This is a genomic window from Citrobacter meridianamericanus (assembly GCF_041320245.1).
Classification (GTDB): Bacteria; Pseudomonadota; Gammaproteobacteria; order Enterobacterales; family Enterobacteriaceae; genus Citrobacter; species Citrobacter meridianamericanus.
This window is the reverse complement of the sequence record NZ_CP101036.1, coordinates 904,968-920,172: the sequence shown is the minus strand read 5'-3', so window position 1 is coordinate 920,172 and position 15,205 is coordinate 904,968. Positions and strand designations below refer to the sequence as shown.

The window sequence follows — 15,205 nt, the reverse complement described above, 5'->3', positions numbered from 1 at the left end:
ATCAAAGTAATTCGATATCTAAAGATTCAGGCTGTGCGGTATATACGGTAATGGTTTTGCCTTCAGCATCCGTGACCCCCTCATATACGTTTCCCTCTCCTGTTTTAATTCGATAAGGTACGAAAGGCATAATCTCTCCGGAATCCTCATCTTTGGCGATAAAGAAATCATTAAACCCTTTCGGTAGATCTGGTTTTGGCAGGTCATAATCAGCAGCCATTAATTTCTGCACGCTGATAGATTTGAGCAGAATATTTTTCGGACAGCCGATCTCCACATTACCGCCGCTGAGTCTGATATAAGCTCCGCCGCAGTTCAGCACCAGTTCGTCGGCTGCCGTCACTAACACTTTGCCCTCCACGCTTGTGATGGAAATGTCCTTTTTCGCCACCGCGTCTATGCCGTCATCCTGAGCCTGTATCTCAACCTTCCCTTTTGCAGCAAATAAACGTATACCCAGCTTCAGGGCCAGCAGACTGATGGCTTCCCCCGCCACGGCAGTAAATTTCTTCATCACGCTGATATCGGTATTTCCCCCCGCGACCAGCCCCACGCTTTCACTGCCGGACGACAGACGCACCGACTTCGGACTGCTGATGCTGATGTGCTCCGGGGCATTGAGCACAATCCCGGGCTGAGTAAGATTGTTTAACGCTGTATTCAGTGCCTTTGCTGTATCTGAATCTGCCGGCCAGGCCTGTGCGATATCGGCAGCATTCGCCAGGGCATCACTCACAGACAGCGCCTGAGCCATTTGCGCGGCAGCATTTTTCATCTCCAGCATCGTGCCTGCAGCCTCACACTGCCTGTCCGAGGTGATAAAAACCCCTTTCCCGCCGCGTACCGCCACCCAGTCGTCCGTGCGCAGCTCAGCTCCCTCGCCCCGCAGCGCACGCTGTGCATCCACGTTATGCCCCAGGTTCAGCTGCGTCTTGCCGCCGTACTCGGTGCTGAGCTTGACGTGCTCCTCGCCCCGTTTGTCTTCCATGCGCAGCTTATTATTCGCGGGTGTGCGAATGACGTTGCGGGTGTGGTTTGCCTGTGTCACGTGGTCCGGATGCCGGGAGTCGTGCAGCGCATGCGCGATATAGGGGCGGTCCGGGTCCCCTTCATGGAACGCCACCGCCACTTCTGTGCCCTGTATCAGCGGGAAGTGAATCCCATAAGTGTCGCCGCCGTAGGGTCTGGCCAGGCGCAGCAGCATACTCTCGTAACCCTGCTGTTTGCTGTCCTGGTCGGCATCGAACTTCACCCGGTACAGCCCCTCCGCCGTCTGATGCGCGTAGATGTCCCCGCTCTTCGGGCTGCTGACCCGTGCCGTCAGCGTGCCGCTAACCTTTGGTCTCGCCTTCAGTGCCGGACGCCAGCACTGCGTCTCACTGTACGGCACCGCCGCCAGCGACACTTTCAGCGCATCTTTCCTGCTGCCGCTGAACCCCGCCCGGACCACCACCACCGGCTGCTGCAGCACGCCCGGCAGCGTCGACGGCACGCTGTTGTCGGTTATCGTCAGCACCTGTCCCGGACGTAACCCCGCATCCGTGCTGAAACCCGTTATCAGCGTCTGCTCCGCCAGAAAACGCTCGTGGTCCAGTCGCGCCCAGAAGTTCCCGGTTTCCACCGCCGGATCGAATGCATCCCCGGTTTCAAGATGGCGCGGTTTGTAGTGATACACCTCGCCATAGCGCATTTCCTCGCCTTCGCCGCCGGTGATATCCGCCCTCGCCGACTGCAGCACCTTCTGCGCTTCGCGGTGGTTATAGTCTTTTGTCGTCACTCCCGCCGGTGCCACCTGGTGCAGGATGTTCAGCCCCCAGACGGAATCCGCCCCGCTGTCGCTCATTCCTGACGGGCTGTTCAGCGTCAGCCGTTTATCAAACTCATAGGCACTCTGCTGGTCTGCAAAATGCACCACTTCCGTCCGGGTATCCGGCTGCAGCGTGAAGAAGTAAAATATCCCCACTTCCGCCAGCAGACGCTCAATGAACGCCAGGTCGCTCTCCTGGTACTGATTTATCTGCTCACGCTTCGGATAACTCTGCGTCAGCGTGAAGTCATACTCCCAGCCGTGCAGGGCGTGTTCCTGCAGGATTTCACCCACCACTTCCGGGACCGATTTGTTTATGAAGAAACGGTGCGTGCGGAACTGTTTATCCAGCAGGGAGAGATAAGGCTCAATGATGATTTCATGGCTGACCTGGTCGCGCGACTCCGTCAGACGCCGGAAATGAGTCACGACGCCGTGGACGAATTTCACGGGCAGGGCATGCAGTAATTCCCCGCCTTTCATGGTCAGCAAAGCCGGCTGGTTCAGGAACATACCGGCAGTCAGCTCTGAAGCGCTGCAGGTAAAACGGACTGAATAATGGTAACGGACGCTTAACTGCTCCAGCCCCTCAAAACGTTCCACATCCAGTTCATGCGGGCATGAAGAAACCGATAAACTGTAGCGGGGAAGCGTGGGCCCTGATGTTATTTCCATATTCATAGCGTTAACTCCGTTTAATAAAGAGAATTCCATCTAACATACTTAATTAGCACATCAAAAATTATTAATACCTGATGTTAATAAAACATCTCAGCACACTCACTCATTCCCATCCAACCGTTTTCCTGCGCAGTGTGAATTCCTTTGGCATGTTCCAATAAACAAAAAGTCATTATTTATACAAATGAATATTATAATCAAATGAAGCCGTAGTATTTTGTTCTGGAGCTGGTAATATGTAAGCTACAGCCACTCCTATAAGCCTTAGCTATAAATTTCTCGATACGGCTTACCAAGTTTCTTCACTAATATCCCCACATCAATATTCATCTAATATAACCCCGCCAGCACGACCAGTTCTTCAAGTACATGGTTCTCCCATCATGACCCATTGGGTATCTTCTGGTGGAGATAATGTCCGGTTCCGCTCTGAAACACAACCCGATAAGATTACCAGTGGAGCGAAAAATAAATATTTCCATATCATCTACCAATCCCTCGACAAAGTTTTAATCCATAAACAGATAGTTAACTTAAAACGGTTGAAATGAAAAAAGAGAACTATACTTATGACAATATAATCGATTTATCTGTCCTTCATCATTTTATAAATTGCTTCAATACGTCAATGTCAGGGAAGGTCTCTGTTTTCGGAACAGTCGTACCGTCAGGATAAATCAACGTCCCGTAAACTCCTTTCTCTTTCTTTTTCGGGCCTATGCTCCGGACTAATTTATCTGAATGTAACAGGGGATAAAATATAATAGAATTGATATTTAACGCAGAGTACCCCTCGTCCATTTCGCCATTGTATATCCATATGTTTTTTTCATAACCACCAATAAAACCCTCAGTTAAATATGGAAAATAATCTTTCGAGATTAAACCATCGCTGTTGATTCTTTGATCACCACCACCTTGATTCGCCGCAAGGTAATCAAATTCCAACCTGATGCTACTTTCTACCGACTCTACATCCTGACCAAACTGTAGAGTATTTTTGTATTGCAACCGTATATTAGCCACAGACAGATGCCATTGACAACGCCCCCCGCCATGCCGGGCAAGTTTCACATCATAGAAGTTCTTTGTACTATCTTTTTGGGATAACGGAAATTCCATTGAGTTATACCCGGGAACTTCATAAGCTTCCCCGGACGAATTATGCCGGGTGTGCTTACATATTTCTGAACGATAAATCACCTTCAATGGAAGCACAACCAGTTCTGCAGGTATTTTTACGCCCACCGTGACCCATTGGGTATCTTCTGGTGGAGATAATGTCCGGTTCCGCTCTGAAACACAACCCGATAAGATTACCAGTGGAGCGAAAAATAAATATTTCCATATCATCTACCAATCCCTCGACAAAGTTTTAATCCATAAACAGATAGTTAACTTAAAACGGTTGAAATGAAAAAAGAGAACTATACTTATGACAATATAATCGATTTATCTGTCCTTCATCATTTTATAAATTGCTTCAATACGTCAATGTCAGGGAAGGTCTCTGTTTTCGGAACAGTCGTACCGTCAGGATAAATCAACGTCCCGTAAACTCCTTTCTCTTTCTTTTTCGGGCCTATGCTCCGGACTAATTTATCTGAATGTAACAGGGGATAAAATATAATAGAATTGATATTTAATGCGGAGTACCGCTCGTTCATTTCGCCATCATATATCCATATGTTTTTTTCATAACCACCAATAAAACCCTCACTTAAATATGGAAAATAATCTTTTGAAATTAAACCATCGCTGTTGATTCTTTGATGACCACCACCTTGATTCACCGCAAGGTAATCAAATGCCAGCCTGATGCGTTTTAACACCGACTCCGTACCCTGGCCAAACTGTACGGTATTTTTGTATTGCAACCGTATATCAGCCACAGACAGGTGCCATTGACAACGCCCCCCGCCTTGCCGGGCAAGTTTCACATCAAAGAAATTCTCTGTACTATCTTTTGGGGATAACGGAAATTCCATTGAGTTATACCCGGGAACTTCATAAGCTTCTCCGGATGAATTATGTCGGGTGCGTTTACATATTTCTGAACGATAAATTACCTTCAATGGGAGCACGAGCAGTTCGGCAGGTATTTTTACGCCCACTGTAACCCATTGGGTATCTTCTGGTGGAGATAATGTCCGGTTCCGCTCTGAAACGCAACCCGATAAGATAATCACCAAGGTTAAAATAAAATATTTCTCAATCATAGTTCAAACTCCTCAAGGTTAAGTGGTTTTATATATTCCAGAGCTTCATTTCCTCCCTTAACCCCACGCGTCATATCCAGCGTCGATGCGACTACATCATGAATTTCAATGAAAGCACTATTTCTTGTAAACTCTTCCACTGGGGAACTATTTTCATACGTTTTCATTTGCTTTAAAAATCTCTCTCTTTTTATTTTCCTCATCATGATCAACGTTGGCTGAGTACATTCTTTAAGTTGGTTATTAAGATAACTCAAATATTGATCTGGCATGGAATGTCTGCCAAGGTTCGTTGCATGATCTAAATCAGGGTTAGTATAGGGAGGAAACCAGTCTTCTTTATCTATCTTTGTTAATAACTGCGTAAATCTTTTTTGTGCTTCATTCGCCTTTTGGCTGGCCTCTAAAATAAGTTCAGGAACCAAATACAATCTGGTCTGAACAGGAAGTCGTTTACGGATCCTGCGGCATGAAGAAGGGTTGTTGGGTACTTTACACTCCTTCCATTCCGTCGTTTGGGTGGTGTTAAAAAATACGGCAATACTTCCATGATGCCAAAAACATTCCCAAAACTTCAACCCTAGCGCTTGAGGCATGAGTTCTATTACCGACCAGAAAAAACCCAGCGTGCCACCTACCGGCCCCCATAAGTCATAAAACCAGTCTCCAGCATCCGGTCCACGGCTTCCGCCTGCATCTCTGCGGTTATCAGAACCCCTTTCCCGCCGCGTACCGCCACCCAGTCATCCGTGCGCAACTCGGCCCCCTCGCCCCGCAGCGCACGCTGTGCATCCACGTTATGCCCCAGGTTCAGCTGCGTCTTGCCGCCGTACTCGGTGCTGAGCTTGACGTGCTCCTCGCCCCGTTTGTCTTCCATGCGCAGCTTGTTGTTCGCGGGCGTGCGGATGACGTTGCGGGTGTGGTTTGCCTGTGTCACGTGGTCCGGATGCCGGGAGTCGTGCAGCGCATGCGCGATATAGGGCCGGTCCGGGTCCCCTTCATGGAACGCCACCGCCACTTCTGTGCCCTGTATCAGCGGGAAGTGAATCCCGTAAGTGTCGCCTCCGTAGGGTCTGGCCAGACGAACTGGCATGCTCTCGTAACCCTGCTGTTTATCATCGCGATCCGCATCAAACTTAACCCAATAAAGCCCGCTCTGATTTAAATGAGCATATTGATCATTCTTTTTCGGGCTTGTAACACGTGCCATTAGCGTGCCGCTAATCACTGGCCGAGGTTTTAGCGGTGGTCTCCAGCAGCGGGTTTCACTGTAAACGGTCGCCATCAACACCACCTGTAGCGCTTCCTTTCGGCTTGCGCTGAATGAAACCGCCGTAACCAGCAAGTTGTTACGCACACTGGCAGGAAGCGTTGGGACAGATGTGGATTCCGTAATATTCAGGACCTGAGCCGGGCTGAGGCTAACATCGGTCGATAATCCCGTGATTGTCGCTTGTGAGGAGAGGTAACGTTCATGTTCCAGACGCGCCCAAAAATTCCCTGTCTCAGGCGATGGCGAAACCTTATCACCCGTTTCAAGATGACGTGGACGATAGTGGTAAACATCCCCGTAAGTCACCCCGTCACCTTCACCGTAAGTCATATCAGTTTGTGCAGAAAATAATATTTTCTGAGCCTGGCGATGGTTATAGTCCCCGGCAGTAACCGATGCCTGCACCGTAGACTGTTGGAACTGAATATCCCAGACTGAGTCGATGCCATTGTCATTCATTCCGGAAGGGCTATTCAGCGGTAATGTTTTGCCAAACTCCCATGCGCTTTGTTTGTCAGCAAAATAGATGACCTCAGTGCCAGCATCAGGTTGAAGCCTGAAGAAGAAGAAAATTCCAACTTCAGAAAGCAGACGTTCAATAAAAACCAGATCGCTCTCTTGATACTGATTAATTTGTTCTCTTTTGGGATATTCCATTACCAAATCAAAATTATACTCCCAGTCTTTTAAACCATGTTCTTGTAAAATTTTAGTAACAACTTCAGGAACTGACATATTAATAAAGAAGCGGTGTGTGCGAAATTGGTTTTTCAACAACGCGACAAAAGGTTCAATGATTATCTGATAGATTGCCTGGTCTTTTGAACCACTGATACGATGGAAAGATGTCACAATACCATGTACCATTTTGCGGGCAGTTAACTCACTTAACTTCCCCATTCCCATGGTCAATGCCGTTGATTTTCCAAGTATCGATTCGGCCGCAATGTCTTTATCCTGGCTGGAAAAATGTACTACATATCGATACAGCGAACTCATTTCCTCTGTACCATTAAAGTTAATAACATCCAGCACTGACTTGCATGAAGGGATATACAATTGATAACGATTCAACGTATTTTCAGATATAAATGACATCCCACCGCCAAGTGATTCATCCATTCCCATATATTTAACCCCTGTAATTTTATAAAGAGTCACTTCCAGAACGAAAACTTACCCTCAACGCATTATCTTTATTAAACTGACTAAATCTTTTTTCTTGTTAGTGACAATGGAAAAAGTAAATCGACGGTTGTCATTTGATATCCAAAGCTCTTCTCTTCCATTATCAATATAATCATAGTGATGAAAGCCAAGACCTGTCAGATAATCACGAATAATGCCCGCATCACCACCGTAAAAAATAATAAGATTTGTTTCCCGTGTACTTCCATCAGGAGAAATATATTCAAAGTAATAATTATTTGATATCCTTGGAGCCTGCTTGATGTCCACATCAGTATAGAAATAGTAATCAAAAAAATCGCTTTCCCGATATTCTAATTTATCTGGCCAAGGTATTAACAGCGGTGACAAGGAAATAAAAACAATCGTCACCAGTATTATTTTACAGTAGTTCATTACCATTCACCTTGACAAGAATGAATAATAACCGCCATCCCCGGTGATAATTTCTACCCGACCCGAAGTGAAATCACTCCACGGTTGCACCCATGTCATAAATGAAGGCAGGCTTCCTTTATAGGGTTTATGGACAGCACAGTTATCCAGGGGATCTGGAAACAGTAATGGTAAAAATCCTTTATTCTTATATTTACCTATCGGCCCATAAAAATCCCATCTACTCAGTGCCCGCTCTTTACTGACTAAGCTCAGTCTTGACTGGTAGTTTGAGGGAAGGATTGCCCGGTAGAAGCCTAAAAGATCGGATGTAAGATCCTCACCGCTAAATCCACTGTCGGTATACCAACTAAAACACCAATTAGATTGCAAACTTTCAAACAAGCGCGCCGTCATCATCATCATAGCTAACGCAACGCTGCTTTTCTCACATGCAGATAAACCTTGTTTGATACGCCACTTAACAAATTTTCCTGTACCAAACTGGCGATGATATACAAACATCTTTTGGCTATAGGTGACTTCATAATAACCATCACGACTTGATTCACCTCGTTTTATATCTAACAGTAGGTTTTTAATATCGCTTCCCTGCGCATGGCCTATATCTATCCATCCCAATATTTCGCTATAAACGAGCCCCGTTTTACGATCCGATGTCCACTCGTAAGGTTCAATAATATCGTTACGTTTACTCATCATTAAATTCCAGCATAATTCCCTCTTCATCACGCCAACTTAAAGTAAGTTGCTGAGGTTTTTGCTGCCGGGAAAGATACTTTAACAACTGCTGGCTAAGCACAGGCAAGATTTGTTGGTTGAGCAGACTATCAATATTCCTCGCCCCCGTATCCGGTAGCAGACAAGCGGCTGTCAGGGCATCAAAAAGGTTCTCGGATATCGTCGTGGTGATACCGTAGTGGCGCTGCAATCGCTGGCTAACCTGATCCAGCTTCATTTGTACAATCGTACGTAACGCTGGTTCACCGAGCGGGTGGTAGATAATCGTCTGGAAGCGAGCCAGTAGTGCTGGCTGAAAATGGTCGCGCAAAAGTGGGCGCAGCAGTTCGTGCAACTCAGACTCTGTGGTTTCCGGCTGTTCTTCCAGCAGTTGCATCACTGCGTCGCCGCCAAGATTGGAGGTCATCAGAATAACGGTATTGCGAAAATCAATTTCACGACCTTCGCCGTCACGCATGAAGCCACGGTCAAATACCTGGTAAAACAGGTTCATGACATCACGATGCGCTTTTTCTACTTCATCCAGCAGCACCACGCTATAGGGACGTTTTCGCACGGCTTCGGTCAGGATCCCTCCCTGACCATAACCCACATATCCCGGAGGCGAGCCCTTGAGCTGACTCACGGTGTGCGGCTCCTGATATTCAGACAGATTAATAGTGATCAGCGATTTTTCACCGCCAAACAGAATGTCGGCCAGGGCCAGTGCCGTCTCCGTTTTGCCGGTTCCACTTGGTCCGGTAAGCAGAAACACACCCTGCGGGCCGTTTTCCGGCGTAAGACCCGTTTTTGATGCGCGCAGTCGTTGCGCGATGGCATTAAGCGCATAATCCTGTCCGACAACGCGTTTTCCCATCTGAGTTTCAAGCGTCAGCAAGTCTGCCTGGGAGTCCTTCATTAGTGAAGACAACGGTATACCGGTCCAGTCGGCGATCACCGTTGCGACAGTGCGCGCGTCTACCTCCGGAAACAGTAAAGGATGCCCCTGCTGAAGCACACTAAGCTGCTGCTGCAATTCAACCGTTTCCGCCTGACGGGAAATATCACGGCGGCTGGCCAGCAGTTGCTCGGTGAGCGATAATTCCTGGTCATACTGGGTTTCGCGTTCATCCAGCTCGACAAGCAGACGATTTTCCTGCTGTTCAATGCTCGCCAGCCTTTCACCATGCTGACCATTTCCTAGCGCGAGATCGGCAAGCAACGCCTGCTTTTCAATTTCAAGCGCGGTGATCTCCAACCTCAAACGCGTCAGTGGTTCCGGAACGGTATCAAGGCTCATCCGCACTCTTGCACCTGCGGTGTCCAGCAGGTCGACGGCTTTGTCCGGCAACTGCCGCCCGGTAAGGTAGCGGCGGGAGAGCGTAACAGCGGTTTTAACCGCGTCGTCAGTGATGTGAACGCCATGGTGTTCCGCATAGTGTGATTTCAGACCGCGCAGCATCAAACAAGCAGTGTCATCATCCGGCTCATCCACTTTAACCATCTGAAAACGCCGCTCCAGCGCAGCATCACGCTCAAAATACTGTTTATATTCGCTCCATGTGGTCGCCGCGATGGTTCGTAATTCACCTCTGGCCAGAGCGGGTTTTAGCAGATTGGCTGCGTCAGCGCCCCCCGCCTGATTACCGGCCCCAATGATGGTGTGTGCTTCATCGATAAAGAGCAGAATCGGTATTGGCGATTGTTGAACGGCATCAATGATATTTTTCAACCGCTGCTCAAACTCACCTTTCACCCCTGCGCCAGCTTGTAACAGCCCAAGATCCAGCGTGCGTAACGTCACCGCTTTCAGGCTATCCGGCACGTTACCTTCCGCAATACGCAGCGCCAGCCCCTCCACCAGAGCGGTCTTGCCGACGCCGGGTTCTCCGACCAGAATGGGATTGTTTTTTCGCCGACGGGACAGCACATCCACCATTTGACGAATTTCATTATCGCGACCAAATACCGGGTCGATATCGCCGGCACGCGCTTTCGCAGTGACGTCCTGCGTAAATTTATCGAGCACGCCTTGTAATGCTGGCGACAACGTCGACTGAGCCAGGCCAGGACGCGATTCATCATCAGGAGAAATCTGCGCCAGAGCGGCTTCCTGCTGTCTTTCCGGCCGCTCATCCGACTGGACATTTAATAGCGGCAGGAGTCGTTCCAGTTGAGTATGTCCGGCGCTCAGAAGAGGCCACAGGCCATCACACTTCAGTAGTGAAGGCTTGCCTACCAGTGCCATCAGCAGATGCACACCCCGTATCTGCGAATTTTCATCCGTTGCGGCGCAAAGCCACGCTTGTTGCATTAAAGAAAGAAGCGCATCAGACAACTGTGGACGGCTTTTCACGGAACGAGGCTGATCATCCAGATGCGCCAGCAGCGACTGCCAGAGATTGTCGATATCCCATTCATAGCGACGAGCGATGACGGTAATATCGCCCTCCCCCTGCTCAAGCAACTTCAGTAACCAGTGTTCAGGCGTGATTTCTGCATGCGCGCGCGTCTGGCATAACGATGCTGCCGCTTCAAGCGCCTGAGCACAGTAAGGATTGAGACGACGTAATAACACTGCTGACTGGTGTTCCATTTGGTTCCTGACTCCCTGTATTCAGGCACGCTACCGCCCGTAGCCTTAATCCAATGCCCATAAGGTAATAAGTGACGTTGATACTCTCTGCCTAACCCTCACGCCGGACGCTCAGCAGAGGGCATAAAAAAACGGATGAGGAAATCCTCATCCGTTAGTGCATTACGCGGTGGTACGCTCGTTCCAGGCGTCAGAATGAATAATGTTGCCATCCTTATACGTCCAGACGATCTTCTCGTAGCGCAGTTCAATCTGCTCCAGGTGGTTGTGCTTCTCTTTAGCCGGATCCTTGATGTCGTACATCACTGGGTTTACTTTCACCACTTTCACGTTGTGCAGCGTGGTGTTGAAGTATTCCACTTCCTGACCCGCATCATTAATGCGATACCATTTGAACTCTGCCTGGCGCAGGGTCTGACCGGTCGTTACAGCCTTGTACAGATACGGGCTGGAGGCGTCGATTTCCTTCGTGAAAAGGAATGGGGTATGGATACGCGTCCCGGTCAACTTACCGGTGTTGTTATCGGTAGGGATGTACAGGTTATGTTCCTGAGCCACTACTTCGATACTGCCCACACGGTCTTTCACGTCAACAGAGCCTTTGATATCCGCACCGCCGTCGTCTTTCAGCCAAAGGTAGACTGGAATTGCCATAACTCTTTCTCCATTTTTACTTCGCTAATGCGTCACCGCCTTCCGGTGACGGTTCCTTCATTCCCGGTACCCGACAGGCATCAGCCTGCGGAACCAGACTGATCTCTACACGGCGGTTGGCAGCCCGACCCTCCAGCGTATCGTTGGTTTTGTAGGGATGTGATTCACCGTAACCCTGAACGGCAAAGCAGCTCTCTGCGACGTCACCGGTATCACGCATCCAGTCGCGAACAGATTCCGCACGTTTGAGAGAGAGCTGCTGATTAGATTTATCGTCACCCACATCATCGGTATGCCCGGCAATGACTATCAGCCAACCGGGTCTGGCTTTGATATTGACCAAAGCTCGAATGAGTACTTTTGTTGAACCCGCTTTTAGCGCCCATTTGCCCGTATCAAACAGCGACATGCTGTCGAGACGCACGGTTTGCGGGAAGGTCGCTTTTGGTTTTTCAGGTGGCAACCAGTCGCTGATTGCGGCCTGCAAAGGTGGGATCAATCTCATCCCCTGGTACAATCCCATTGAAAGAGAAAGGGGTTCGCCACGCTGATACCAGCGATCAAGCCGCTGCGCATCCCGACGAAGCTGATCCTGGGCCTGAATCTTTGGCTCGACAGGATTGCCGCTAAGATGGCGGTATAACGTCAGATGATCGTTTGTGACCCTGATGAGATGCTGGTTATTGATAAAGCTGCATGCCATCGCCAGTCCGACAAAAATGCCGCATAGCAGACCACTTATACCCACCGTTCGTTGCAATGCTGTCAGCGCCCGGCGGCGGGATAAAAAAGGCAATGCTAAATCAGGAAAAGGCAGCAGCTCGGACCCTGCAGAAGCCGCAGGAGAAATCGTTGTCTGATCGGTAATATGCCGTTGCCACAGATTATTTTCACAGACCGCTAATGAGGTGAAACACGTAACCCGTAAAGCAGAGAAAAGTGGCGGAACATGGCGCCCTGCGTCGCCTTGTACCCTCTTCAGCCAACCCAGTAAGGTATCTAACCATACGGCATGTGTAAGATGAGAATGGCGAGCCGAGTGCTCTTGCAATGAGAAAGGAACACAATCATCTAATCCTGTAGCCGACTGCACTTCAGCATCCTGAGGAGTGCGAATAAACCAACGTACAGTCTCATTGCATTGAGGAGAATTCAGCCAACAACACAGCCAAAATGGCGGTATACCTGATAACCAACGCCGACTCTGGGTCACCACCCGCCGCCAACTGAGTAGCATGTGCTTAAGCGCATCTTCATCATTATGCCATTCCGGGATTAACGCCAGCATCACGGAAACGCGCATAAGAAGCCCCGGACGCTGCACAGCTATCCGACGAACCAGAGCACTATAATGCTCCGGGGATTGAACAGATAAATACCACCCCTGTGAACTCTCGCAGGAATCGCCACGTCCGGCAAATAAGGGGGCAGTATCGCCACATACCAGCACAACAGGCCCACTGAAACTCTCTGGAGGGAGCGGAATGTCATGAGCAGAATGCGCAGACGTCAACCGACCATACTGGCGCCAGCCATAAATGATTCCAGGAATGGAAAGCAGTAAAATAAAGACGGTAAGACCACTGCGAACACTCGCACTTAACGGACTGAATCCCCAGACCAGCAACAAAGCCAGCACGGTCGCCAGTACATAGTTCACGATCCCTCGCAACTGAGCCATGTCTTAACCCTGCCCAATAAGCTGAGCAATCTGCCCTTGTAAGACATGAGAAAATGTGAGCCATAAAGCACCTAACGCCAGCGCGCCGACAAGCCATGCCAGCCACCAGCGGCGCTTACCGCCAGAGAAGCCGGAAGCCCGCATGATGACTGGCGCATCGTGCTTTAATTTAAAAGGCATCGCCTGAGTCGCCAGCGCTTCAAGAACATCTTCACGACGTTCGTCACCTTGCTCACGATAGCGCCCCACAAAACCGAGTGTGATTGCGCGATAAAAACAGGTTAATACGGCGGTGTCAGGAACGGGCTCGCGCAGAACGGTACGGATGCGCTCCCAAAGTTCTTCCCCGGCATTGGTGGTGTTGAAATAGCGGGCCTGTAAAGGTGTCGCAAGCCAGGTGATATAACCGCTATCCTGACGGTTGCGGTTCAACACGCTTTCATCCAGTAATGCACATTGCGTATAGAGCATGTGCTCAACGCTGTGTTCGCTGTATCCCATGTCACGCAATGCTTCACGTGCAGAATCAATCCATTGGCAGGCCCGGCGATAGAAAGCAGCACCATCGTCGACTTCCGACCCATCGCGTAATTGGCTTACAGCAAGCCAGGTTGGCCAGAACACCTGATCAATATCCTTATTCATTTATTTCAATCCCTTAATACTGCAAATAGCTCAAGTTGAATCTCTCCCAACGTTCCCGGCACATAGAAAGCGCAATTACCGGCGTCCAGCATGGACTGGGCGGCTGGATGATTAATCTCAAGAGCAAAATATTGATTTTCCAGTCGTAGTGGGATAGCGGCGGGTACATGCGTCAGCGGTTTTAATGGAATGCCGCTGAGTGCCACATTGACGACATCTGACACATCAGCCCGACTCCCGGCTTTACACAGTTGTGGAAACTGTGTCAGGAGGACATGCGCTGGAAGAGCCGAACGAACGGACAGATAAAAATCAGCGCCTTCACGCAGTCGGGCATCCGACAGAGCGCCATACCAGAACTGTCGCTCCTGCGTCAGTTCAATCGCGACAACGCGAGATGGCAGGCTGGCTTCCAGTAGTTCCACCAGCAGTGCAAACAGTGGCGGGAATACCTGCTGCGGATTTGCGTGCTGGTATGGAGGTACAACGCTGACATCATTTTCTAATGAAAAGGTCAGCAGGCTGCCGGCTAACCGCGCCAGCTCACGCCACAAAAGCTCGGGGTGACGGCCTGGGTTTTGCAGCATTTCTTTCAGAACAGGCTCCGAGCTATTAAGCGCATTCAGCAGCCAAAATAATGAAACGTCTGCTACCGCAAAATCCGCCATTCGTTCATTACTTTCACGGCGCAAGGCCATCAGGCGGCGACAACGGGCCTGGATACGGTGTACCAAATCACCGAGCGAATTGATTAATGAGGGGCTCGCTGAGAGTGAAAGCGAGGGGGGTAAAAAATCGCGTGCCAGCTCCCATTGCCCCTGAGCATTACGAATAAGGCAAGCTACCGGACAGGTCAGATAAGCGCTGTTATCGTCGTGGGCATACCGAAGGGTAATAGCATGCCGCAGCACCGCCATATCAGTCCTTTCCTGGCCTGCAAGATCCTGCACTGGCAGCCATTCCTGCTGCCAGCGACACGGGCGGCTAACGCCGTTGCCTGATGAAAGATTACCGCCATTAGCCGAAAGCAGTGGCAATGCCAGCACGATATCAACGCTGTTGTAACCAGCAAGGTGCGATAAATCACACGCCGGAGGCAGGTTATCTGAAATACCTGTATCCACTAACGTTCCGTCAGGAAAGCGCACCACCAGATTAACGGGATTCAAACGGGAAACCGTTAGCGCACTTTCGTCAAACTCCGCGCTGATGACACCCCATGGTGAGGAAAGTGACATGTGTGCCACTACGTCAGCGACATAGGCATCCCAACGTGTCTGCTGCTGAAACTGCTGGGGAGCCAGAAAGGCCCCCTCGCTCCATAACGGACGGTAGATCTTCATCG

General features: G+C 49.6%; 11 protein-coding genes and 1 pseudogene. All 12 read right to left on the bottom strand.

What is annotated here, in order from left to right:
- Position 1 precedes the first annotated feature (1 nt).
- The 12 genes and pseudogenes from NMD08_RS04430 to tssK all read right to left on the bottom strand — a co-directional run bounded on the left by NMD08_RS04430 (position 2) and on the right by tssK (position 15,203).
- A complete protein-coding gene (locus tag NMD08_RS04430) occupies positions 2 to 2,488 on the bottom strand; it encodes a type VI secretion system Vgr family protein (RefSeq protein WP_370619601.1) in 2,487 nt (828 codons plus the stop codon).
- 600 nt (positions 2,489 to 3,088) lie between these two features.
- Complete coding sequence (locus NMD08_RS04425; RefSeq protein ID WP_151218386.1) at positions 3,089 to 3,841, bottom strand: hypothetical protein; 753 nt, start codon at positions 3,839 to 3,841, stop codon at positions 3,089 to 3,091.
- A 113-nt stretch (positions 3,842 to 3,954) separates the two neighbouring features.
- The gene (locus tag NMD08_RS04420; RefSeq protein WP_210905357.1) at positions 3,955 to 4,707 is read right to left on the bottom strand and encodes a hypothetical protein; all 753 of its coding nucleotides are present in this window, start codon (positions 4,705 to 4,707) and stop codon (positions 3,955 to 3,957) included.
- Positions 4,704 to 5,303, bottom strand: coding sequence for a hypothetical protein (locus NMD08_RS04415; protein WP_370619599.1), 600 nt, complete (start codon positions 5,301 to 5,303; stop codon positions 4,704 to 4,706). Before NMD08_RS04415 ends, NMD08_RS04420 begins: the two co-directional genes overlap by 4 nt.
- A 71-nt stretch (positions 5,304 to 5,374) precedes the next feature.
- Positions 5,375 to 7,108: pseudogene (locus tag NMD08_RS04410) on the bottom strand (type VI secretion system Vgr family protein); the annotation flags it as partial.
- A gap of 54 nt (positions 7,109 to 7,162) precedes the next feature.
- Positions 7,163 to 7,564, bottom strand: a complete 402-nt coding sequence (locus NMD08_RS04405) for a hypothetical protein (protein ID WP_210905361.1) — start codon at positions 7,562 to 7,564, stop codon at positions 7,163 to 7,165.
- 6 nt (positions 7,565 to 7,570) lie between these two features.
- Positions 7,571 to 8,263: a hypothetical protein gene (locus NMD08_RS04400; RefSeq protein ID WP_151217907.1), complete on the bottom strand. Its 693-nt coding sequence runs from the start codon at positions 8,261 to 8,263 to the stop codon at positions 7,571 to 7,573.
- Positions 8,256 to 10,880: a type VI secretion system ATPase TssH gene (tssH, locus tag NMD08_RS04395; RefSeq protein ID WP_370619597.1), complete on the bottom strand. Its 2,625-nt coding sequence runs from the start codon at positions 10,878 to 10,880 to the stop codon at positions 8,256 to 8,258. The genes NMD08_RS04400 and tssH overlap by 8 nt, the downstream gene beginning before the upstream one ends.
- 162 nt (positions 10,881 to 11,042) lie before the next feature.
- Complete coding sequence (tssD, locus tag NMD08_RS04390) at positions 11,043 to 11,534, bottom strand: type VI secretion system tube protein TssD (RefSeq protein ID WP_003024437.1); 492 nt, start codon at positions 11,532 to 11,534, stop codon at positions 11,043 to 11,045.
- 16 nt (positions 11,535 to 11,550) lie between these two features.
- Entirely contained in the window at positions 11,551 to 13,215 is a 1,665-nt protein-coding gene (locus NMD08_RS04385) for an OmpA family protein (RefSeq protein ID WP_370619595.1), read from the bottom strand.
- 3 nt (positions 13,216 to 13,218) lie between these two features.
- Entirely contained in the window at positions 13,219 to 13,860 is a 642-nt protein-coding gene (tssL, locus tag NMD08_RS04380; RefSeq protein WP_151217704.1) for a type VI secretion system protein TssL, short form, read from the bottom strand.
- 5 nt (positions 13,861 to 13,865) lie between these two features.
- Positions 13,866 to 15,203 carry a type VI secretion system baseplate subunit TssK gene (tssK, locus tag NMD08_RS04375; RefSeq protein WP_252838761.1) on the bottom strand — a complete coding sequence of 446 codons (1,338 nt, stop codon included), beginning with the start codon at positions 15,201 to 15,203 and terminating at the stop codon, positions 13,866 to 13,868.
- Between the last annotated feature and the right edge of the window lie 2 nt (positions 15,204 to 15,205).

What these genes read in the sequence shown, in the direction of transcription:
- NMD08_RS04430 (WP_370619601.1), bottom strand. Translation starts at nt 2,488, where the DNA reads ATGAATATGGAAATAACATCAGGGCCCACGCTTCCCCGCTACAGTTTA.
- NMD08_RS04425 (WP_151218386.1), bottom strand. Translation starts at nt 3,841, where the DNA reads ATGATATGGAAATATTTATTTTTCGCTCCACTGGTAATCTTATCGGGT.
- NMD08_RS04420 (WP_210905357.1), bottom strand. Translation starts at nt 4,707, where the DNA reads ATGATTGAGAAATATTTTATTTTAACCTTGGTGATTATCTTATCGGGT.
- NMD08_RS04415 (WP_370619599.1), bottom strand. Translation starts at nt 5,303, where the DNA reads ATGCCTCAAGCGCTAGGGTTGAAGTTTTGGGAATGTTTTTGGCATCAT.
- NMD08_RS04405 (WP_210905361.1), bottom strand. Translation starts at nt 7,564, where the DNA reads ATGAACTACTGTAAAATAATACTGGTGACGATTGTTTTTATTTCCTTG.
- NMD08_RS04400 (WP_151217907.1), bottom strand. Translation starts at nt 8,263, where the DNA reads ATGAGTAAACGTAACGATATTATTGAACCTTACGAGTGGACATCGGAT.
- tssH (WP_370619597.1), bottom strand. Translation starts at nt 10,880, where the DNA reads ATGGAACACCAGTCAGCAGTGTTATTACGTCGTCTCAATCCTTACTGT.
- tssD (WP_003024437.1), bottom strand. Translation starts at nt 11,534, where the DNA reads ATGGCAATTCCAGTCTACCTTTGGCTGAAAGACGACGGCGGTGCGGAT.
- NMD08_RS04385 (WP_370619595.1), bottom strand. Translation starts at nt 13,215, where the DNA reads ATGGCTCAGTTGCGAGGGATCGTGAACTATGTACTGGCGACCGTGCTG.
- tssL (WP_151217704.1), bottom strand. Translation starts at nt 13,860, where the DNA reads ATGAATAAGGATATTGATCAGGTGTTCTGGCCAACCTGGCTTGCTGTA.
- tssK (WP_252838761.1), bottom strand. Translation starts at nt 15,203, where the DNA reads ATGAAGATCTACCGTCCGTTATGGAGCGAGGGGGCCTTTCTGGCTCCC.